The following is a 19,650-nucleotide window of genomic DNA, read 5'->3' as shown; positions in this document are numbered from 1 at the left end:
CCAGGCCGGCGCTTACCGCTCGACGTTCACCGTAAGGCTGCATGAACGTCAAACGCGCCGGCAACAAAAAAGCCCGCTTTGCGTCGGCATAAGCGGGCTTCATGTGCGGGGGAAAGCTGGAGCGGCGGCGGACGGTTGCTGCTTTTCTCCACCGTTCGCTTTAGCTGTTTTGGGTTGCCCCGCGTCCGCAAGCTGAGATCAAATCGACGCAAGCCGTCATCCTAACATGCGTGGCGCGCTGCGTGAATGGCCGCTGCGCGCCGCTCTGCCGGTCAGGCGCCGACTTACTCCACCGACAACTGCAGGTGGAGTTGCGAACGGGCTGCACCGCCTTCCATCGCTTCGCTGGCCGCGTCGCGGTCCGATTGCGCCTGCGGCGCGAGACGGGCCGTCTCGATGCGGTCGAGGTACTCGGTGGTGACGTCGCCGGTGATGTAGTTGCCGTCGAAGCACGAAGCCTCGAATTCCTTCAGCGCCGGGTTGGTATCGCGCACAGCCTGCTTGAGTGCTTCGACGTCCTGGTACACGAGGTGATCCGCGCCGATCATGCGCGCGACTTCGTCATCCGTGCGGCCATGCGCGACGAGTTCGCCGCGCGTCGGCATGTCGATACCGTAGACGTTCGGGAATTTCACCGGCGGTGCGGCCGAAGCGAAGATGACCTTGTTCGCGCCGGCATCGCGCGCCATCTGCACGATTTCATGCGAGGTGGTGCCGCGCACGATCGAGTCGTCCACGATCAGCACGTTCTTGCCCTTGAATTCGATCGCCATGGCGTTGAGCTTCTGGCGCACCGACTTCTTGCGCACCGCCTGGCCCGGCATGATGAAGGTGCGGCCGACGTAACGGTTCTTGAAGAAGCCTTCGCGATACTCGACGCCGAGTTTCTTGGCAACCTGCATCGCAGCGGGGCGCGACGAATCGGGAATCGGCATCACCACGTCGATCGGTACATCCGGCAGTTCGCGCTTGATCTTCTCGGCGAGGTAATCGCCCATGCGCAGACGCACGTTGTAGACCGGCACGCCGTCGAGCACCGAGTCCGGACGCGCGAGGTACACGAGTTCGAAAATGCACGGGTTCAGGCTGGCGTTCGGCGCGCACTGTTGCGAGTGCAGATTGCCTTCGACGTCGATGAACAGCGCTTCGCCCGGCGCCACGTCGCGCACGAATTCGAAGCCGATACCTTCAATCGCCACCGATTCCGAAGCCACGATCCACTCGACGCCATGCGCCGTTTCCTGCTTGCCGAGGCACAGCGGGCGAATACCGAACGGGTCGCGGAAAGCGAGCAGGCCGTAGCCGGCGATCAGCGAAACGATCGCATACGAGCCATGTACGCGGCGATGCACGCCCGAGACGGCCTTGAACACGGAGGCCGGATCGATTTGCAGGCCGGAGGTGGAGAGCTGCAGTTCGTGCGCGAGCACGTTGAGCAGCACTTCGGTATCGGAATTGGTGTTGATGTGGCGGCGATCGACGCGGAACATCTCGTCTTTCAGTTGCTGCCAGTTGGTCAGGTTGCCGTTGTGGGCAAGGATGATGCCGAACGGCGCGTTCACGTAGAACGGCTGGGCTTCCTCTTCGCTCGACGCGGAACCGGCCGTCGGGTAACGCACCTGGCCGATACCGCTGGTGCCGGGCAGGCTGCGCATGTTGCGCGTGCGGAACACGTCGCGCACCATGCCGTTGGCCTTATGCATGTGGAAATTGCTACCGTTCGCCGTCGCAATGCCGGCTGCGTCCTGACCGCGGTGCTGCAGGAGCAGCAGGCTGTCATAGATCAGCTGATTGACCGGGGATTGGGAAACTACGCCTACGATGCCGCACATGGCATGTCCTTCAAAGGTACGAAATTCATCACGGCGGCCGGTGCCGGGGAAGCATCCGGGTCGCGCCGATGTCCTGCGTGTTGCCCTGAACAGCTCGTTTGCCTGTAATCGTCACACACGGACGTAAGCAGCGAGTGTCTCGGGAAGCAGCGGTTTCAGTTCGTGCACGCCTTCGACCGCGTAGGGCCGCAGCAAGGCGTTGCGCCAGAATTCCTGCTGGGGCAGTTCGGTCAGGCCTGCGAGGGCGACCAGAATCAGCACCAGGATGACCCCGCGTACGAGGCCGAACATCAAACCCAGCGAGCGGTCCACACCGCTCAAACCGGAGGCCTGCACGAGCCGGCTCAGCAGCGCGTTGGCGACGCCCACCACCAGCATCACGCCGATGACCAGCAGAGCAAAAGCCAGCAGCCATTGGGTCAGCGCACCGCCCGGCCACCTGGCCGGCATATACGGCACCACATAGCCGACGAAACGGCACGCGATCAAAAACGCTGCAACCCAGCCGATCAGCCCGAATACCTCGGACAGGAAACCGCGCCAGGTGCCCCGCAGGGCCGACAAACCGATCACCGCCATTACAGCGTAGTCGAAGGCAGTGAACATCGCTGACTTACTGTGCCAAGCCGCTGTTCGCGCCGGACGTCAGCCCGGCTGCGCGAACCTTCGCAATGGCCGCCGTCGCGGCCGCGCGGTCGGCGAACGGGCCGGCGCGCAGCAGTGTCTGGGTTGTCCCATCCGTCTGCTTCCGACGTTCGGTATATGCGGGCACGCCCGCCGCTTTCAACTTGACCGCCCAGGCTTTTGCGCTGGCGTCGTCCGGGAACGCGCCCAACTGTACGGCGAAACGGCTGCCCGGCGGCGACGCCGGCGTGCCGGAATCGGCATCTGCGGCGGCGGCATCGGTGCTGTTGGCTGTGTTGGCGCTGGTCTGGTTGGCGGCGCTCTGGACCGGCGCGGGCGGTGTCTTGACCGGTTTCGCGGCCTTGGCCGAAGCGGACGCTGCCGTTGCAGCCGGCGACTTGTTCGCGGCGATTGCCGGGGCTTGCGGCTTGCTGCTCTTGCCGGCCGGCGCCGCAGCCGTACCTTGCTGCGTCATCGCATTCGCGGTGGCCGGGGCTGCCGGGGCTGGGGCCACGCCAGAGGCTGCGAGCGAGCTATTGGCGTTGTCCGGCGCCGGATTGTCGGGGGCGACACCCGCCTGGGTGTCTACATCGTCGGCGGCCGCTTTGGGCGCCGGACGATTGGGGATATCGATAGCGATATCGTCCGTAACGGGCTTCGGGTGCGAATCGAGCACCATGGGCAGAATCACCACGGCGGCGACCACCATCGCGATGGCGCCTACCAGGCGGCGGCGCGCGCGCTGCTTTTCGGGCAGCGTGGGGTCGAGCAGCATCGCATCGGCGTCGGGCCGTTCCGTGCGGCGGGTTCGCCGCTCCACGCGCTCGCCACGGGCGGCCCGGGTGGAACTGGTGTTTGCGCTACGCCGGGTAGGCGCGTCGTCTTTCTTGCCGAACGAGAAAATTCCCATGAATGGCTTGGTTCGAGGCTGCCGCCCGTTCAGTGTTGCTGCGATTTACGGTAGGCCATCACGCCGGCTACCGTATAGAAACTGCCGAAAACCACGATTCTATCATTCTCCGTGGCTCGTTTTAGCGCGTCTTGAAAAGCCTCCGCGGGTGAAACGTAGCGCGTGACGCTGCTATCCGCGCCATCGGACACGCCAGATTCCCGCAAAATCGCTTCGAGATCCTGCGCGGACGCCGCTCGCGGGCTGGGCAGGTCTGTGACGCACCAGTGGTCGACCTCGCCTTTCAGGTGTTCGACCACGCCGGCAATGTCCTTGTCGTGCATCGCGCCAAATACGGCGTACGTGTACGGAAAATAGCCCATATTGCCGAGATTCTGCGACAACACGGCGGCGGCATGCGGGTTATGGCCGACGTCGAGCACGATCGCCGGCTTGCCCGGCAGCACCTGGAAGCGGCCCGCCAGTTCGACGTTGGCGAGGCCGAGGCGAATGTCCTGCGCGGAAACCGGCAGACGGTCGCGCAAGGCTTCGAGGCCCGCCAGCGCCGCCGAGGTGTTGATGAGCTGGTTCGCGCCGCGCAGCGCCGGATACGCAAGCGCCGAGCGGCGCATGGTACGGCCCACGTAACTCCACTGCTGACGCTCGCTGCCCGCCTGGCCTTCGTAGCGGAAATCGCGGCCAAATAGCCACAGATCGGCGCCGATCTGCTCCGCGTGGTCGATCAGCGTCTGCGGCGGCACGGGGTCGGCGCAGATCGCCGGCTTGCCGGGGCGGAAGATGCCGGCCTTCTCAAAAGCGATCTTCTCGCGCGTATCGCCGAGGTATTCGGTGTGATCGATGTCGATACTCGTGATGATCGCGCAGTCGGTATCGAGGATATTGACCGCGTCGAGCCGGCCACCGAGACCCACCTCTAGAATCACCGCATCGAGGCCGCGCGAGGCGAACAGATGCATGATCGCCAGCGTCGTGAATTCGAAATACGTCAGGGTGACCGGTTCGGCCAGGCTCAGACGGGCCGCCTCGACCGCTTCGAAATGCGGCAGCAGGTCGGTGTCGCTGGCCACGGCACCGTTCACGCGCGCGCGCTCGTTGAACGACAGCAGGTGCGGCGAAGTATGGCAGCCCACGCGGTAGCCGGCGCGCAGCAGGATCGTTTCGAGGATCGCGCAGGTCGAGCCCTTGCCGTTGGTGCCGCCCACCGTGATCACCGGACAGTCGAACGACAGTTGCAGCGCGTCGCGCACCTTGCCGATCCGCGTCAAACCCATGTCGATACCGACCGGATGCGCGGATTCAAGGTGCGTGAGCCACGCGTCGAGAGTGGGGAATGAGGTCATCGGATGAGTCGGTTAGGCGGTGAGGCTGGGTTGCGCGGATCGCATCGCGGCGAGACCGCGATTATCCCGGAAATGACTGCGCGCCGCTTGATGACCTCTCGCGGCGCGCTGTTTTTTGCTCCGCCGTGCGTTGGAGCACGGCGTCAATGCTGAGGTGGTGCGGACGGCGCTCAGGCTACCGCGTCGGCCGGCTGGCGGGACATCAGCGCCATCAGGCGAGCGATTTCCTCACGCAGCTTGCGACGGTCGACGATCATGTCGACCGCGCCCTTCGTCAGCAGGAATTCGGCGCGCTGGAAACCTTCCGGCAGCTTTTCGCGCACGGTCTGCTCGATCACGCGCGGGCCGGCAAAGCCGATCAGCGCCTTCGGTTCCGCGATCACCACGTCGCCGAGGAAGGCGAAGCTCGCCGACACGCCGCCCATGGTCGGATCGGTCAGCACCGAGATGAACGGCAGCTTGGCGTCGGACAGCTTGGTCAGCATTGCGGTGGTTTTGGCCATCTGCATCAGCGACAACAGGCTTTCCTGCATCCGCGCGCCGCCCGAAGCGGTGAAGCAGATGAACGGCACGTTCTGCTCGAGCGCGTTCTGCGCGCCGCGCGCAAAGCGCTCGCCGACCACCGAACCCATCGAGCCGCCCATGAACGAGAACTCGAAGCAGGCCACCACGCACGGCAGCGTGTGAATCGCGCCGCCCATGACGACCATGGCGTCGGTTTCGTCGGTTTCTTCCATCGCCTCTTTCAGACGGTCAGGATACTTGCGGCTGTCCTTGAACTTGAGCGCGTCGACCGGCACGATTTCCTGGCCGATTTCGTAGCGGCCTTCCGGATCGAGCAGGCCGTCGAGCCGCTCACGCGCGCCAATGCGCATGTGATGGTCGCACTTCGGGCAAACGTGTAGATTGGCCTCGACGTCGTTGCGGTACAGCACCGCTTCGCACGACGGGCACTTGATCCACAGGCCTTCCGGAATCCCTTTACGGTTTTTCGGATCGGTTTGCTTGATTTTGGGCGGCAGCAGCTTGTCGAGCCAGCTCATATTGATTCCTTCCTGGGTCTTCGATACGCATAACGGCGGGGACGAAACCCCGCCGCAAGCCTACAGCAGACAAAAAGTAACGGTTATCGGGCGGTCGCGCCAATGCTGTCCAGCGCCTCGCGCACTTCCGCGATGAAACCCGTGAGGGTTTCGGCGGCGGTGTCCGGCGAGGCTTTTTCGAGCAATTGCACGATACGGCTGCCGATCACGACGGCATCGGAGACTTCGGCCACCGAACGCGCCGTCTGGGCGTCACGGATGCCGAAACCGACGCCCACCGGCAGGGGAACGCGCGACTTGATGGCCGGGATTTTACTCGCGATGCTGGAAACGTCCAGATTTGCCGCTCCGGTGACTCCCTTGAGCGACACATAGTAGACGTAGCCGCTGGCGATTTTGCCGACTTCGGCGATGCGTTCGTCGGTCGAGGTGGGGGCAAGGAGGAAGATCGGATCGATACCGGAAGATCGCATCTTTTCGGCGAAAACCACCGACTCTTCCGGTGGGTAATCGACCACCAGCACGCCATCCACACCGGCGTCCTTAGCCGCGGCCGCGAATGCATCGACGCCCATTCGCTCGATCGGATTGGCGTAGCCCATCAGCACCACCGGCGTCTTTTCGTCGCGCTCGCGGAATTTTTTCACGTCAGCCAGCACGTGACGCAGCGACACGCCGTGCGCCAGCGCGCGTTCCGACGACGCCTGAATCACCGGGCCGTCGGCCATCGGGTCCGAAAACGGCACGCCGAGTTCGATCACATCCGCGCCGCCGGCGGCGAGCGCATGCATGAATTCGACGGTGCGGGCCGGGTCCGGATCGCCAGCCGTCATGAACGGGATCAGTCCTTTCTTGCCCTGCTCAGCCAGGGTTGCAAACGTGCTCTTGATACGGGACATGGAAATTCTCTCGAAAATGGTTTACTGCGCGTTCGCCGCTGTTTGCTGCGCATTTGCTGCTACTTGGAGCGTTTTTTGACCAGGTTCGACGCCGTTCGGCGCTTCACCCTGCCTTGCTCAGGTTTCAGCAGCCACAGAGGCGACCGGCGCGACGGTTTCGTTTGGCGCAGCCTGCGCGGCCGCGCTGACGCGTTCGCGCGCTATCGCGCAGTAACTTTCATTGATTTCATAGCCGACGAATTCGCGCTTCTGACGTGCACAAGCAACTGCGGTGGTGCCACTCCCCATGAACGGGTCGAGCACGCGGCCGCCCGGCGGGCAGCTCGCGAGCACCATCCGCTCGACGATTTCCAGAGGCTTCTGGGTCGGATGATCGACGCGTTCGGCATGTTGCCGATGCAGCCGCGACACCGACCAGACGTCCTTCGGGTTATAGCCAAGCTCCAGCCACTTGCTGCCTTCGAACAACTTGCGCGAACGCGCCTTCTTCGTGATGGCATCGTACGGGATGCGGACGGGATCGAGATCGAAATAATAATCTTTCGACACCGCGAAAAAGCCGATGTTGTCGTGCACGGACGTGAAGCGGCGGGTGGTGCCGCCCATGCTCGGCACGCGCCGGTCCCAGATGATCTCGTTGACCATCGTGAGGCGGGTCTTCAGGAAGCAGAAGATCTCCGGCGCGTACTGCCACGTGCAAAAGATGTACAGCGAACCGGACGGCTTGAGCTTCGGGATCGCCAGCTCGAGCCAGCTACGCGTCCAGGCGATAAAGTCGTCGCCCGAGCGCATATCGGAGTCGTTGCCATAGTCCTTGCCGAGCCCATACGGCGGGTCGGCAAGAATCAGGTCGATCGAACCGTCCGGCAGGTTCGCCACATCGGTCAGAAAATCGCGGTTCAAGAGCTGAATACCGGCAGGCACCACAGGCAACGCCGCCGAAAGCGCCGGTACGGGCGCTTCGGTGGCTTCGATCTGGGCGGCTTCTCCGGCCTGGGCCATCACGGCTTGCGCCGTCGTGGCTTCGGCCGTTTCAGCCTCGGTGCCTTCGATTGCCGGTTGCGGCTCGTCGAACTCGTCGCGCATCGTCGCGGCGCTCAGAACGTGATACCCGATCGCTCGGCGACCGTGTGCATGTCCTTGTCGCCGCGGCCCGACAGGTTCACCAGAAGGCACTTGTCCTTCGGCAAGGTCGGCGCGAGTTTGGCCGCGTAGGCCAGCGCATGGCTCGATTCGAGCGCCGGAATGATGCCTTCGATCCGGCAACAATCGTGGAACGCCTTGAGCGCCTCTTCGTCCGTGATGCCGACGTATTGCGCACGGCCGGTTTCGTGCAACCAGGCATGCTCGGGACCGACGCCCGGATAGTCCAGCCCCGCCGACACCGAATGTGTCTCGATGATCTGGCCGTTTTCGTCCTGCAGCAGATAGGTGCGGTTGCCGTGCAGCACGCCCGGGCTGCCGCCGATCAGCGAAGCCGCATGGCGGCCCGTATCCAGACCATCGCCGGCCGCTTCAACGCCGATCAACTGCACGTCTTTATCGTCGATATACGGGTAAAAGATGCCCATTGCGTTCGATCCGCCACCCACGCACGCAATCACCGCGTCCGGCTGACGGCCAACCAGTTCCGGCATCTGCACCTTGCACTCGTCGCCGATCACGCGCTGGAAATCGCGCACCATCATCGGATATGGATGCGGACCCGCAACCGTGCCGATGATGTAGAAGGTGTTTTCGACGTTGGTGACCCAGTCGCGCATCGCCTCGTTAAGCGAGTCCTTCAGCGTTTTGGAGCCCGACTCGACCGGCACCACCGTCGCGCCCAGCAGCTTCATGCGGTAGACGTTGGCGGCCTGGCGGCGCACGTCTTCCGAACCCATGTAGACCACGCATTCCATGCCGAAGCGCGCGGCGATCGTCGCCGTGGCGACGCCGTGCTGCCCCGCGCCGGTTTCCGCGATGACGCGCGGCTTGCCCATGCGCTTGGCCAGCAATGCCTGGCCGATCACGTTGTTGATCTTGTGGGCGCCGGTGTGGTTCAGATCCTCACGCTTGAGGAACACCTGCGCGCCGCCGAGCAGTTCGCTCCAACGCTGTGCGTGATAAATGGGGGACGGGCGGCCAACGAAATACTTCAGTTCGCGCTCGTATTCGGCGACAAACTCGGGATCTTTCTGGAATTTTTCGTAGGCTTCACGCAGCTCGTTGAGTGCGTGGACTAGCGTTTCAGCGACGAATACGCCGCCAAATTGGCCGAAATGGCCTCGTTCATCGGGCAAGTTATACATGATGTCACTCTTCTCAGTGTGCCGGGCGGCTCCGTTCGGAGCCTGCCGCCGGCTGAATCACTCTGCGTCCGCCGCGCGCACTGCGCGTACGAACGCCGCCATCCGGGCGTGATCTTTGACGCCCTTCGCGCCCGCTACTTCGATGCCGCTCGAGACATCGACCGCGTACGGGCGCACGCGATGAATCGCATCACTGACGTTTTGCGCGTTCAACCCACCACTCAAAACGGCCCGACGCGCGAGCTCTGCTGGAATAAGTGACCAATCGAAAACCTTCCCGCCGCCGCCATAGCCTTCGACATGGGTGTCGAACAGAAGGCCGCTGGCTGCCGCATAGTTAAGCGCCGATTTTACCAAATCGGCTTGCTGAGTATCAGCCCCAACGCGCAAAGCGCGCAACCAAGGCAAACCCGCAACATTGGCGAGCGCCTCGCACTGCTCGGGCGTCTCGTCGCCGTGGAACTGCAGCAGGGTGAGCGGAATATTGCTGACCACCTCGCGGATCCATTCGGGTGACGCATTCACGAACAAGCCCACCACCGACAGAAACGGCGGCACGTCCCGCACCAGTTCCACCGCCTGCGCGACGCTGACCGAGCGCGGGCTGGGCGGATAGAACACCAGGCCGATCGCATCCGCACCGAGGTCGATGGCGTGCGCCACGTCTTCGGGCTTCGAGAGCCCACATAGTTTGATGCGGGTCCGATGCGGCGCCGCGACGCGCGGCGTGTCCTGCTGCTGGGGCGCGCCGGCTGCGGCCGGCTGGATCAGATTGCTTGTATTCATGATTCCGGTGACTCGGTCCATACGGTGCTCCACGGCACACTTCCCGACTGCGCGGCGGGCACCGCGAATTCCTCAGGATAGCCCACCTGCGCGAGATACAGGCCGTCGGGCATGAAAGTGGGCGCTGCCTGGTTGCGGTCGCGGCTCGCCAGCACCTCGGCCATCCATGCGGCCGGATGCCGGCCACGCCCGACCGCCACCAGGCAACCCATCAGGTTGCGCACCATGTGATGCAGGAACGCGTTGGCGCGAAAACGGAAGTGGATGAAGTCGCCCTGCTGCCGCACGTCGATCTGGTGGAGGTGCTTGACCGGTGTCTTCGCCTGGCATTCCGACGAGCGGAACGCGGAAAAGTCGTGCTCGCCGATCAGGTGGCCGGTTGCGGCGCGCATTGCTTCGACGTCGAGCGGCGTGTGTATCCAGCCGGCACGGGCGGCCAGCATAGGCGAGCGCACCGGGTGGACATACAGCGCGTAGTAGTAGGTCCGCTCGAACGCCGAGAAGCGCGCGTGGAACGTGTCCGGCATGGGCTTGGCCCACTGCACCGCGACTGTCTTCGGCAAAAACGCGTTGGTGCCGCGCACCCACGAAAAATCCGTGCGATCGAGTTCGGTGTCGAAATGCACCACCTGGCCGAGGCCATGCACGCCGGTATCCGTACGACCGGCCACCACCGTCTGCAAAGGCGTCTGCGCGAATTCGCGCAGCGCCCGCTCCAGCGCGTCCTGAACCGTCTTGCCATGCGGCTGCGACTGCCAGCCGCAAAAGGCCGAGCCGTCGTACTGGATCCCTAGCGCAATCCGCGTCACGGCCGGCATTACGACAGGGGCGACAGCGTCGACAGCAACGCGCGCGCTTCGGTGCGCGTGGCGGCGTCGTTCGCAGCGATGACTTCGTTGATCAGCGCCCGCGCGCCGGCCAGATCGCCCAGTTCGATGTATTCCGAGGCCAGATCGAGCTTGTTGCGGGCAATCCTGACGAGATCCTGCGGCGTGAACGACGGCAACGGCTGCGCGGGGCTTGGCGGCAATTCCAGATCGAAGTCCAGATTCAGCGCGCCGAAGTGCGCCGCGCCCAGCCCGGCGACTGCGGCCGAGCCTGCGGTGCCGGCAGCGATTTCGTCGCCAGCATGGCGAGGCTCGGCGGGTTGCGGCGGGACGGCCTGCTGGGCCGTGATCTCGGGTTCGACGACCGGTTGCGTCGAGAGCGAGGCCGGCGGGGTCAACGGCGCTGGCGGCTCGATGCGGGGCGGCAAGCCCATGTCGAGGCTGCTGAATGCGTCGACTGCGGCGCGCGGGAAGCTGTTTGTCGCGGTCGGTTCAGCGGGGATGTCCGTGAACGGCGCTTGTGCGTTTGCTTCTGCCTCGGCCCCGAGCTCCGGCTCCGGTTCTGGTGCCGACGGGAAAGCGGTGTCAGCGGCGTGCGGAGCGGCAGGTTCTTGCGAAGGGGCTTCTGTGTGAGGTGCCGGGTCGAGCGCGCTGGGTGCTTCCGGTGCTTCCAAATGCGCCGCAGTCGTATCGAAGTGCTCGTACGACGTGGGGTTGAACGCCGGCTCGTCACGGAGGGTTTCGTCGAACGGGGAATCCATTTGCGGCTCGCCAAGCGGCGCCGGCGCGCCGAAATCCATTTGCGGCAGCGGCGGGTTGTGGCTTGCTTCCTGCTGGCCGTCGGGAATTTCCTCAGGCGAATGGGCTGCGGCCGGGTTCCATTGGTCAGCGTCGGACGGCGTGGCGTGGCTCGATTGTTCGGCGGCTTGTTCGGCCGCGTGGTCGAACTGCGACGGCGACGCTTCGGAGGACGCGTACTCAGCGGCCTCGAATGCCGACGGCGCGGCTAGTGCGTCCAGATCGGATGCATCGCCGTGCGTCTGCGGCGCGCTTTCGCTGACGAACGAGGTTTCGTGGGCCGGTGCGTCGTGTGGAAGCGGGGCCGGTTGCTGGTCCAGCGTCGCGCCACGCAGCGCTGCGTCACGTGCAGCGGCTTCTCGCTCCGCCGCCTCCTGCACGGACGATTCGTGCGCAGCCGCTTCCCGCGCAGCCACCTCCCGCGCGGCCGCCTCACGCTCCGCCGCTTCACGAGCCGCCGCTTCCGGCGATACCGCGGCCACGGCCGCTACGTCGCGCGCATCCTCGTCATCGGCCAGGGCGCGCTCATGCGCGCCAATGTCTTCATGCGGCGCTACGTCGTCTCGCGAAACAACCGCATCAGATCCATCGCCTCCAGCGCGTGCGGTGGCAACAGCCTCCGCCGGCGTCACGCGTTTCTTACGCCGACGCAGTCCGAACGCGGCGAGCAACGCCACCAAGGCCGCCCCGATTGCCGCAGCAAAACCCAAGTCCACTGGGGACAAGTCCACATTGCCCACGGTCACATGCGAAGTCGCCATGCCGCCATTGCCCGGCAAGCTGGAGGCGGGGGCTGTCACTGCGGCAGCACTTGTTGCCTGAGTACCTGCCGTCGCCACACCGCCCGCTTGCGCGGGCTGCGCCGGCTTGCCGCCGATGCCGTGCTTTTGCAATTCCATCAGCACCCGGCTCTTCAGCGCCAGCAACTGCTGGAGACTGGAAACCTGAGTCGGAGCTTGCGCCACCGGCGCGGCTGCGGAAGGCGCGGACGGCAGCGCCGCCGATGCACCCGCCGCCGGCGCGCTAGTCGAAGGTTGGATAGCGCCCGTCCAGACGTGCGCGCCACTTGCTTGCGCTGGCGGCAACGCGGTAGCAGGCACCGCTGACGAGGCAGCTACAGGCGTAGACGCAGCCGCCGAAACAGCACCTTCAGCGACCGCACCCGGCGCACTGCCCGCCAGCGGCGCGCTCGCGACAGCGGCCGTCGCCGAACTCGCCTGAAGCGGTGCGCTTGCAACAACGGTCGCAGCCGGAGCCGCGTGCGTCACAGCACTTGCACCATTCGCCTGAGCCGCCGCAACCGACTGCGCCACGGCACTGGCCGGCGTAGCCGTAGCCGCAGCCGACAATGCAGGCGCCGCCGCAGCCGTCGAACCCACCGCAGCCCCCGAACCGGCCGCCGCACCCGAAGCCCCCACCGCCGCACCCGTCGCATCCAGCACCGGAATCGTCAGCACCGCGCCCAACCGCAAGCGGCTCGGATCGTGCGACATGAACGCATTGGGATTCGCATCGAACAAGGCCTTGGAAGCGCGCGCCAACGTCGCACGGTCGTGCGACTGCGTGGCGGCAATCGCCACGTCGTTGAGCGACTGCCCCGGGCGAATCGTATATTGGCTGCCGGCTTCGAGCGGCGCCGAGGCCGCAACTGCGGCCGCCGCGCTCGCCGCGTCCGCCGTCGCGGCCTGCGCGCCGGATCCACCGGTCAAGGTCCATGCAAGCGCCGCCGCAGCTGCGATCCGGCACACACGGCCACGTGACGTAGCGTGAAGGGAAGAGAGTCGAACGATCATCGGGACGACAGGCGCGTCAGCGCTCAGCCCTTGTTTGCAGTTGAATTGGGACAAGATTTTCGGAGCACACAATGAAAAAAGCGCCGCGCGAGCGCGACGCTTTTTGAGTTTTTACGCGTCTTAGGCGCGTAGTTTACTTTACTTGTCGAGCAGAATGCGCAGCATCCGACGCAGCGGTTCAGCAGCACCCCACAGCAACTGGTCGCCAACCGTGAATGCCGACAGATATTCGCCGCCCATCGCGAGCTTGCGCAGGCGCCCAACCGGCACCGTCAGCGTGCCCGTCACCACGGCCGGCGACAGATCGCGGATCGACGCTTCACGCTCGTTCGGCACCACCTTGACCCAGTCGTTGGCCGAGGCGAGGATGCTGTTGATTTCGTCGAGCGGCACGTCCTTGTTCAGCTTGATGGTCAGCGCCTGCGAGTGGCAGCGCATGGCGCCGATGCGCACGCACAGGCCGTCCACCGGAATCGAACCCGGTGTGCCCATAGCCGGCTTGCCAAGGATCTTGTTGGTTTCCGCGCCGCCCTTCCACTCTTCCTTCGACATGCCGTTGCCGAGGTCCTTGTCGATCCACGGAATCAGCGAGCCGGCGAGCGGCACGCCGAAGTGATCGGTCGGCATGCGGTCGCTGTTCATGGCAGCCAGCACGCGGCGGTCGATGTCCAGAATCGCCGACGACGGATCCGCCAGATCTTCCTTGGCCGAACCGTACAGCGTGCCCATCTGCTGCAGCAGTTCGCGCATGTTTTGCGCGCCCGCGCCCGATGCGGCCTGATACGTCATGGCCGTCATCCAGTCGACGAGGTTTTCGCGGAACAGACCGCCCAGCGCCATCAGCATCAGGCTGACCGTGCAGTTGCCGCCGATAAAATTCTTCTGACCCTTCACCAGCGCGTTCTTGATGACGTCGAGGTTGACCGGATCGAGAATGATGACCGCGTCGTCCTTCATGCGCAGCGACGAAGCCGCGTCGATCCAGTAACCGTTCCAGCCCGCTGCGCGCAGCTTCGGGAACACGTCATTGGTGTAGTCGCCGCCCTGGCAGGAAATGATGGCGTCGCACTTCTTCAGGTCGTCGATGCTCGAGGCATCTTTGAGCTTGGTCTCGTTTTTAGCGAACGACGGCGCGTTGCCGCCCGCGTTGCTGGTGCTGAAAAACACCGGTTCGATCAGATCGAAATCGCCTTCCTGTTGCATACGTTGCATCAGGACGCTGCCGACCATGCCGCGCCAACCTACGAGACCTACGTTCATGACACTTACCCTTCGAGTGGAGGCTTCCCCGCATCTTTGCCCGCAGTGACCGCGCGGGGAAGATGGGCGGGCACGACGGACGATCAGCGAATCGTGATCGTTTTCGGGGTAATCGTTTTGACGAGCGTTTTGATGCTGATGGCGAGCTCAACCACACGGGCCGTTTTGCCGTGGTGGATAGAAATCGAGGTGATTTGGGGAATCGTCGCCATCGGCACAGTCTACACGAAAACCGGATTTAGGCGGTCTGATTGACCGCTTTTGCGCGTGAATGGGCCGGATTGCAGCCCATTCACGCTTGACTACCCTGTTCAACTCACAAAGCGCCGCGACACTGTACGGCGCTTTGACAACACCGCCGCAACGACCTTAAAGCGCGGCGACGACGGCATCGCCCATCGCCACGGTACCGACCTGCTGGCAGCCCGGCGTGAGGATGTCGCCGGTGCGCAAGCCTTGCTCGAGCACCTTCTTCACCGCCGTTTCGATGCGGTCAGCCTGCTCGGCCTTGTTCAGCGAAAAACGCAACATCATCGCGGCGGACAGGATGGTAGCCAGCGGATTGGCCACGCCCTTGCCGGCGATATCCGGCGCCGAACCGTGCGACGGCTCGTACAGGCCCTTGTTGTTCTTGTCGAGCGAAGCCGACGGCAGCATGCCGATCGAACCCGTCAGCATGGCGGCCTGGTCCGAGAGGATGTCGCCGAACAGGTTGCCGGTCACCACGACGTCGAACGACTTCGGCGCCTTCACAAGCTGCATGGCGGCGTTGTCGACGTACATGTGCGACAGCTCGACATCCGCGTATTCCTTCGACACGTCGATCATGATGTCGCGCCAGAACTGCGACGTTTCCAGCACGTTGGCCTTGTCCACCGAGGTCACTTTCTTGCTGCGCTTTTGCGCCGCCTGGAACGCGACGTGCGCAATGCGGCGCACTTCCGGCTCCGAATAACGCATCGTGTCGAAGCCTTCCTTCGCACCGGCAAACAGACCGTCCGGCGCCTCGCGCACGCCGCGCGGCGTGCCGAAGTAAATGTCGCCATTCAGTTCGCGCACGATCAGGATGTCGAGGCCCGAGACGATTTCCGGCTTCAGCGACGAAGCGGCCGTCAGTTGCGGATAGCAGATCGCCGGACGGAAGTTCGCGAACAGTTGCAGGTGCTTGCGCAGACCCAGAATGGCCTGTTCAGGACGCAGGGCGCGTTCGAGCGAATCGTACTTCCAGTCGCCGACGGCGCCGAACAGGATCGCATCGGCTTCTTTCACCAATGCGAGCGTCGAATCGGGCAGCGGATGACCCTTCGCCTCATAACCCGCGCCACCGACGGGCGCCTCTTCGAGCTCGAACTTTTCGCCGAGCACATTCAGAACCTTGACGGCTTCCTTGACGATTTCCGGACCGATGCCGTCGCCGGGCAACACTGCGATCTTCATGCGAATTTCCTTGATTGTTTTCTCTTGAAGCGGCGCTGAGCGCACAAACTCAACCCCGCCGCGAACAACGCGTGTTTAACCGACGATGCGGTGGCCGAGCCACGGCTGCTTCGTCAGACGCTCTGCTTCGAACTGGCGGATCTTGTCGGCGTGGCGCAGCGTGAGGCCGATGTCGTCGAAACCGTTCAGCAAGCAGTACTTGCGAAAGCCCGCGACTTCGAACGGATACTCCGTGCCGGCGCCGACGCGCACGACTTGCGCCTCGAGATCGATGGTCAGCTCGAAGCCGTTGAACGCGTAGGTCTCGTTGAACAGATGATCGACCTGTTGCTCGGTCAGCACGATCGGCAGCAGGCCGTTCTTGAAGCAGTTGTTGTAGAAGATGTCCGCGAAGCTCGGCGCAATGATGGCGCGGAAGCCGTATTGCTGCAGCGCCCACGGCGCGTGCTCACGCGAGCTGCCGCAGCCGAAGTTCTTGCGCGCCAGCAGGACCGACGCGCCCTTATAGCGCGGCTGGTTCAGCACGAAATCCGGATTCAGCGGACGCTTCGAGTTGTCCTGACCCGGCTCGCCGTGGTCGAGGTAACGCCATTCGTCGAACGCATTCGGGCCGAAGCCGGTGCGCTTGATCGACTTCAGGAACTGCTTCGGAATGATCGCGTCCGTGTCGACGTTCTCGCGATCCAACGGCGCCACGACGCCGGTATGTACGATGAATTTATCCATGGCCCATCACCCACCAGAGTAGAGACCGGCGGCTGCGACGCAATGCGCGCCGCCGGTGGATTCGAAAGTAGCGCGGGCTTAGCCGAGCTTGCGAATATCGACGAAGTGACCTTCGATGGCGGCAGCCGCTGCCATGGCCGGGCTCACGAGGTGGGTACGCCCACCTGCGCCTTGACGGCCTTCGAAGTTGCGGTTCGAAGTCGACGCACAACGCTCGCCCGGATCGAGCCGGTCGGCGTTCATGGCGAGGCACATGGAGCAGCCCGGTTCGCGCCATTCAAAGCCGGCGTCGGTGAACACCTTGTCGAGGCCCTCACGCTCGGCTTGCGCCTTCACCAGGCCCGAGCCCGGCACCACCATCGCGAGACGGATGCTCGGCGCCACGCGGCGGCCCAGCTTGCGCACGACGTAGGCCGCTGCGCGCAGATCTTCGATACGCGCGTTGGTGCACGAGCCGATAAAAATCTTGTCCGGCTTGATCGATTCAATGGGCAGATTCGGTTCGAGCGCCATGTACTTGAGCGCACGTTCCATGGCGTCGCGTTTAACCGGATCTTTTTCGCGTTCCGGATCCGGCACGCGGCCGTCAATTGCGGTCACCATTTCCGGCGACGTGCCCCACGTTACCTGCGGCACGATTTCCGCAGCGTTCAGTTCGACGACGCGATCGAAATTCGCGCCGTCATCCGACTTGAACTGCTTCCAGTATTCGACCGCGTGCTCCCACTCGATGCCTTCCGGCGAGAACGGCCGGCCTTTCAGGTATTCGACGGTGGTGTCGTCAACCGCGACCATGCCGGCGCGCGCGCCCGCTTCGATCGCCATGTTGCAGACGGTCATGCGGCCTTCCATGGTGAGCGCGCGGATTGTCGAACCGCCGAACTCGATGGCATAACCCGTACCGCCCGCCGTGCCGATCTTGCCGATGATGGCGAGTACGATGTCTTTCGCGGTACAGCCGCGCGGCAGTTGGCCTTCGACCTTCACCAGCATGTTCTTGCTTTTCTTCTGCAAGAGCGTTTGCGTGGCCAGCACGTGCTCGACTTCCGAGGTGCCGATGCCGTGCGCGAGCGCGCCGAACGCGCCGTGCGTGGACGTATGCGAGTCGCCGCAGACGATGGTCATGCCCGGCAGCGTGGCGCCCTGCTCCGGCCCGATGATGTGCACGATGCCTTGACGCAGGTCGTTCATCTTGAACTGCGTGATGCCGTACGAGTCGCAGTTCGAATCGAGCGTGTCCACTTGCAGCTTCGACACCGGATCGGCGATGCCATGGCTACGGTCGGTGGTGGGCACGTTGTGGTCGGAAACGGCCAGATTCGCGCTGATACGCCACACCGGACGCTCAGCCAGCTTCAGGCCTTCGAACGCCTGCGGGCTCGTCACTTCGTGCAGCAGGTGACGGTCGATATAAAGAATCGTCGTACCGTCTTCTTCCGTGTGGACCACGTGCGTGTTCCACAATTTGTCGTAGAGAGTCTGTGCCATGGTATGCGGGGGTTGTGGTGACTGCGGGCAAGCTGTGTGTGCGATCGATTATGCCACGCTGATCCCGTTTTTTGCGCGCTGTTTAGCGGAAAAACCCAGAAAAAACAGGGAGTTGGGTGGTAGTAGCGATACCTGTATCGGGGGTGCCCGTTAACCGGGGAAGGTGGCAAAACTGCCGTTGATGCCTGGCCCGTCATTCGAAATCCTGGCCCGCTGCAAAGCCAAGTTGCGTACGCCCCAACGCCGTCAAATCGCTCTCCTGCGCGCGTCCCACGAAGTCCGTTTCAAAGTGATCCGCAGGAAAATCCGGCGGGCTCTCGCCGCGCAGGAAGCTTGGCAATTGCCGCTTTAAGTAAGCTTCGTTCTTCGCACACCACGGCGCGGACGCGATGTACATCACATTGCTGTAGCCGCTGCCGCGATGCACGTCTTCCACCGAATGCACAACGTCGCTGTGCCAGAACACGGCATCTCCGGGCTGCATGTGCGGAATCGGCGTGACGGCTTCCAGCAACAGGCTGTGCCATTCAGGTTTGATCGACAACGCACGCGCCGGTTGTGCACCGCACAGTTCGTCTTCAGGGACGTCGTCTTGCAGCGCGCGCAGCACCACATAGGCCATGGCGTTCGCGATAGGGATCAATTGCAGCGTGCCGTCGCCCGGGCCTTGCGGCGTGAGCGCCGTCCAGCCCTGAAACGTGCGGAACATCGAGCACACGGCGGGCGAGGGAATTTCCTGCACATCGGGACGGAAGGCGGCGTCGAACGGATCGTAGGCGCGCCAGTTGCCCGACAGCACATGACGAAACACCTGGCGGAAATTCGGATCGAGCCAGCGCTCGACCGAACCGCCGTCCACATGCGGCGACAAACCAAGCGACTCCGAACCCGGCGGCCGACGGCGAACGCGGTCCGCGTAGGCAGGCACGCGCTGCGGATCGAAATGCTGGCGTCCTTCGCTTTCTGCGCGCCACAGGCGGTTCAGAAACACGCGTGTGTGGGTCAGCGGCTCGGACTGCCGTGCGGCGACCTGTGGCTTCGACCAGTACACACCGTAGATTTGCGGCTTGCTCGAGGACAGGCTGCCGAAATACTTGTCCTCCGCGCGATGCGCGAGCTTGTCGTCGAGGTTGTTCCGCTCCACGTAGTGCGCGATTTCATCGTTCCAGTCGCTCGCCTGGCCCGGATCGAACACACGTCGCACCACACATGCGCCGCGCGTTTTGATCTGTTCGATGGTTCGCTGATCCACGTCGTTGGAGACAATCGACTTGTAGCCGAACACGGGAATCGCATCGTGCTGCATGTTGCGATCGCGGTGGATGGCGTCGACCTGCTGCCTGATTGCACCTTCGACTTCGCGAAACACCTGCGCGTAGTTCGGCAACGCGGCGCGCAGGGCGCGTTTGGTCGTACGGATCGCCTCGGGCAGGTCGTCGATGATCAGCGGCATGGCTTGTCTCCTTGGGTTTGTTTGGCGCGTATGGGTAATGCGTTTGGGTAGCGCGTTTGGGTAGCGCGTTTGGGTAGCGCGTTTGGGTAGCGCGTTTGGGTAGATTAGGCAGCTTCGGCCCCGGCAGCGCATACCATTCGGCC

Annotated in this window: 17 protein-coding genes; all 17 read right to left on the bottom strand. The window is 63.9% G+C overall.

Annotated features, from left to right (window positions below):
• Positions 1-284: 284 nt before the first annotated feature.
• The 17 genes from purF to BUS12_RS02425 all read right to left on the bottom strand — a co-directional run bounded on the left by purF (position 285) and on the right by BUS12_RS02425 (position 19,507).
• Positions 285-1,832: an amidophosphoribosyltransferase gene (gene purF, locus BUS12_RS02500; protein ID WP_074294091.1), complete on the bottom strand. Its 1,548-nt coding sequence runs from the start codon at positions 1,830-1,832 to the stop codon at positions 285-287.
• Between the two features lie 111 nt (positions 1,833-1,943).
• The gene (locus tag BUS12_RS02495; protein ID WP_074294090.1) at positions 1,944-2,438 is read right to left on the bottom strand and encodes a CvpA family protein; all 495 of its coding nucleotides are present in this window, start codon (positions 2,436-2,438) and stop codon (positions 1,944-1,946) included.
• Between the two features lie 7 nt (positions 2,439-2,445).
• Positions 2,446-3,366 (bottom strand): SPOR domain-containing protein, encoded by a 921-nt coding sequence (locus tag BUS12_RS02490; RefSeq protein WP_074294089.1) that lies wholly within the window; start codon positions 3,364-3,366, stop codon positions 2,446-2,448.
• 29 nt (positions 3,367-3,395) lie between these two features.
• Complete coding sequence (gene folC / locus BUS12_RS02485; RefSeq protein ID WP_074294088.1) at positions 3,396-4,706, bottom strand: bifunctional tetrahydrofolate synthase/dihydrofolate synthase; 1,311 nt, start codon at positions 4,704-4,706, stop codon at positions 3,396-3,398.
• 170 nt (positions 4,707-4,876) lie between these two features.
• Positions 4,877-5,749, bottom strand: coding sequence for an acetyl-CoA carboxylase, carboxyltransferase subunit beta (gene accD / locus BUS12_RS02480; protein ID WP_074294087.1), 873 nt, complete (start codon positions 5,747-5,749; stop codon positions 4,877-4,879).
• An 83-nt stretch (positions 5,750-5,832) separates the two neighbouring features.
• Positions 5,833-6,648 carry a tryptophan synthase subunit alpha gene (trpA, locus tag BUS12_RS02475; RefSeq protein ID WP_074294086.1) on the bottom strand — a complete coding sequence of 272 codons (816 nt, stop codon included), beginning with the start codon at positions 6,646-6,648 and terminating at the stop codon, positions 5,833-5,835.
• 117 nt (positions 6,649-6,765) lie between these two features.
• Positions 6,766-7,734 carry a DNA-methyltransferase gene (locus BUS12_RS02470; protein WP_074294085.1) on the bottom strand — a complete coding sequence of 323 codons (969 nt, stop codon included), beginning with the start codon at positions 7,732-7,734 and terminating at the stop codon, positions 6,766-6,768.
• An 11-nt stretch (positions 7,735-7,745) separates the two neighbouring features.
• Positions 7,746-8,939, bottom strand: a complete 1,194-nt coding sequence (trpB, locus tag BUS12_RS02465; RefSeq protein ID WP_074294084.1) for a tryptophan synthase subunit beta — start codon at positions 8,937-8,939, stop codon at positions 7,746-7,748.
• Between the two features lie 57 nt (positions 8,940-8,996).
• Entirely contained in the window at positions 8,997-9,746 is a 750-nt protein-coding gene (locus BUS12_RS02460; protein ID WP_253189985.1) for a phosphoribosylanthranilate isomerase, read from the bottom strand.
• A complete protein-coding gene (gene truA, locus BUS12_RS02455; RefSeq protein WP_171991582.1) occupies positions 9,722-10,543 on the bottom strand; it encodes a tRNA pseudouridine(38-40) synthase TruA in 822 nt (273 codons plus the stop codon). The genes BUS12_RS02460 and truA overlap by 25 nt, the downstream gene beginning before the upstream one ends.
• Positions 10,543-13,098 carry a FimV/HubP family polar landmark protein gene (locus BUS12_RS02450; RefSeq protein ID WP_367117592.1) on the bottom strand — a complete coding sequence of 852 codons (2,556 nt, stop codon included), beginning with the start codon at positions 13,096-13,098 and terminating at the stop codon, positions 10,543-10,545. Before BUS12_RS02450 ends, truA begins: the two co-directional genes overlap by 1 nt.
• Positions 13,099-13,281: 183 nt before the next feature.
• On the bottom strand, positions 13,282-14,403 hold the full coding sequence (asd, locus tag BUS12_RS02445) for an aspartate-semialdehyde dehydrogenase (RefSeq protein WP_074294082.1): 1,122 nt from the start codon (positions 14,401-14,403) through the stop codon (positions 13,282-13,284).
• A gap of 83 nt (positions 14,404-14,486) precedes the next feature.
• Positions 14,487-14,615: a hypothetical protein gene (locus BUS12_RS39595; protein ID WP_290439557.1), complete on the bottom strand. Its 129-nt coding sequence runs from the start codon at positions 14,613-14,615 to the stop codon at positions 14,487-14,489.
• Between the two features lie 157 nt (positions 14,616-14,772).
• Positions 14,773-15,840, bottom strand: a complete 1,068-nt coding sequence (leuB, locus tag BUS12_RS02440) for a 3-isopropylmalate dehydrogenase (RefSeq protein ID WP_074294081.1) — start codon at positions 15,838-15,840, stop codon at positions 14,773-14,775.
• Positions 15,841-15,915: 75 nt separating this feature from the next.
• Complete coding sequence (leuD, locus tag BUS12_RS02435) at positions 15,916-16,566, bottom strand: 3-isopropylmalate dehydratase small subunit (protein ID WP_074294080.1); 651 nt, start codon at positions 16,564-16,566, stop codon at positions 15,916-15,918.
• Between the two features lie 78 nt (positions 16,567-16,644).
• Positions 16,645-18,054: a 3-isopropylmalate dehydratase large subunit gene (gene leuC / locus BUS12_RS02430; protein ID WP_074294079.1), complete on the bottom strand. Its 1,410-nt coding sequence runs from the start codon at positions 18,052-18,054 to the stop codon at positions 16,645-16,647.
• A 193-nt stretch (positions 18,055-18,247) separates the two neighbouring features.
• Positions 18,248-19,507: a DUF1479 domain-containing protein gene (locus BUS12_RS02425; RefSeq protein WP_074294078.1), complete on the bottom strand. Its 1,260-nt coding sequence runs from the start codon at positions 19,505-19,507 to the stop codon at positions 18,248-18,250.
• Between the last annotated feature and the right edge of the window lie 143 nt (positions 19,508-19,650).

It is taken from the genome of Paraburkholderia phenazinium (assembly GCF_900142845.1).
In the GTDB taxonomy this organism is placed as follows: domain Bacteria; phylum Pseudomonadota; class Gammaproteobacteria; order Burkholderiales; family Burkholderiaceae; genus Paraburkholderia; species Paraburkholderia phenazinium_A.
This window is presented reverse-complemented; position numbering and strand designations above follow the sequence as displayed.

What these genes read in the sequence shown, in the direction of transcription:
- purF (WP_074294091.1), bottom strand. Translation starts at nt 1,832, where the DNA reads ATGTGCGGCATCGTAGGCGTAGTTTCCCAATCCCCGGTCAATCAGCTG.
- BUS12_RS02495 (WP_074294090.1), bottom strand. Translation starts at nt 2,438, where the DNA reads ATGTTCACTGCCTTCGACTACGCTGTAATGGCGGTGATCGGTTTGTCG.
- BUS12_RS02490 (WP_074294089.1), bottom strand. Translation starts at nt 3,366, where the DNA reads ATGGGAATTTTCTCGTTCGGCAAGAAAGACGACGCGCCTACCCGGCGT.
- folC (WP_074294088.1), bottom strand. Translation starts at nt 4,706, where the DNA reads ATGACCTCATTCCCCACTCTCGACGCGTGGCTCACGCACCTTGAATCC.
- accD (WP_074294087.1), bottom strand. Translation starts at nt 5,749, where the DNA reads ATGAGCTGGCTCGACAAGCTGCTGCCGCCCAAAATCAAGCAAACCGAT.
- trpA (WP_074294086.1), bottom strand. Translation starts at nt 6,648, where the DNA reads ATGTCCCGTATCAAGAGCACGTTTGCAACCCTGGCTGAGCAGGGCAAG.
- BUS12_RS02470 (WP_074294085.1), bottom strand. Translation starts at nt 7,734, where the DNA reads ATGCGCGACGAGTTCGACGAGCCGCAACCGGCAATCGAAGGCACCGAG.
- trpB (WP_074294084.1), bottom strand. Translation starts at nt 8,939, where the DNA reads ATGTATAACTTGCCCGATGAACGAGGCCATTTCGGCCAATTTGGCGGC.
- BUS12_RS02460 (WP_253189985.1), bottom strand. Translation starts at nt 9,746, where the DNA reads ATGGACCGAGTCACCGGAATCATGAATACAAGCAATCTGATCCAGCCG.
- truA (WP_171991582.1), bottom strand. Translation starts at nt 10,543, where the DNA reads ATGCCGGCCGTGACGCGGATTGCGCTAGGGATCCAGTACGACGGCTCG.
- asd (WP_074294082.1), bottom strand. Translation starts at nt 14,403, where the DNA reads ATGAACGTAGGTCTCGTAGGTTGGCGCGGCATGGTCGGCAGCGTCCTG.
- BUS12_RS39595 (WP_290439557.1), bottom strand. Translation starts at nt 14,615, where the DNA reads ATGGCGACGATTCCCCAAATCACCTCGATTTCTATCCACCACGGCAAA.
- leuB (WP_074294081.1), bottom strand. Translation starts at nt 15,840, where the DNA reads ATGAAGATCGCAGTGTTGCCCGGCGACGGCATCGGTCCGGAAATCGTC.
- leuD (WP_074294080.1), bottom strand. Translation starts at nt 16,566, where the DNA reads ATGGATAAATTCATCGTACATACCGGCGTCGTGGCGCCGTTGGATCGC.
- leuC (WP_074294079.1), bottom strand. Translation starts at nt 18,054, where the DNA reads ATGGCACAGACTCTCTACGACAAATTGTGGAACACGCACGTGGTCCAC.
- BUS12_RS02425 (WP_074294078.1), bottom strand. Translation starts at nt 19,507, where the DNA reads ATGCCGCTGATCATCGACGACCTGCCCGAGGCGATCCGTACGACCAAA.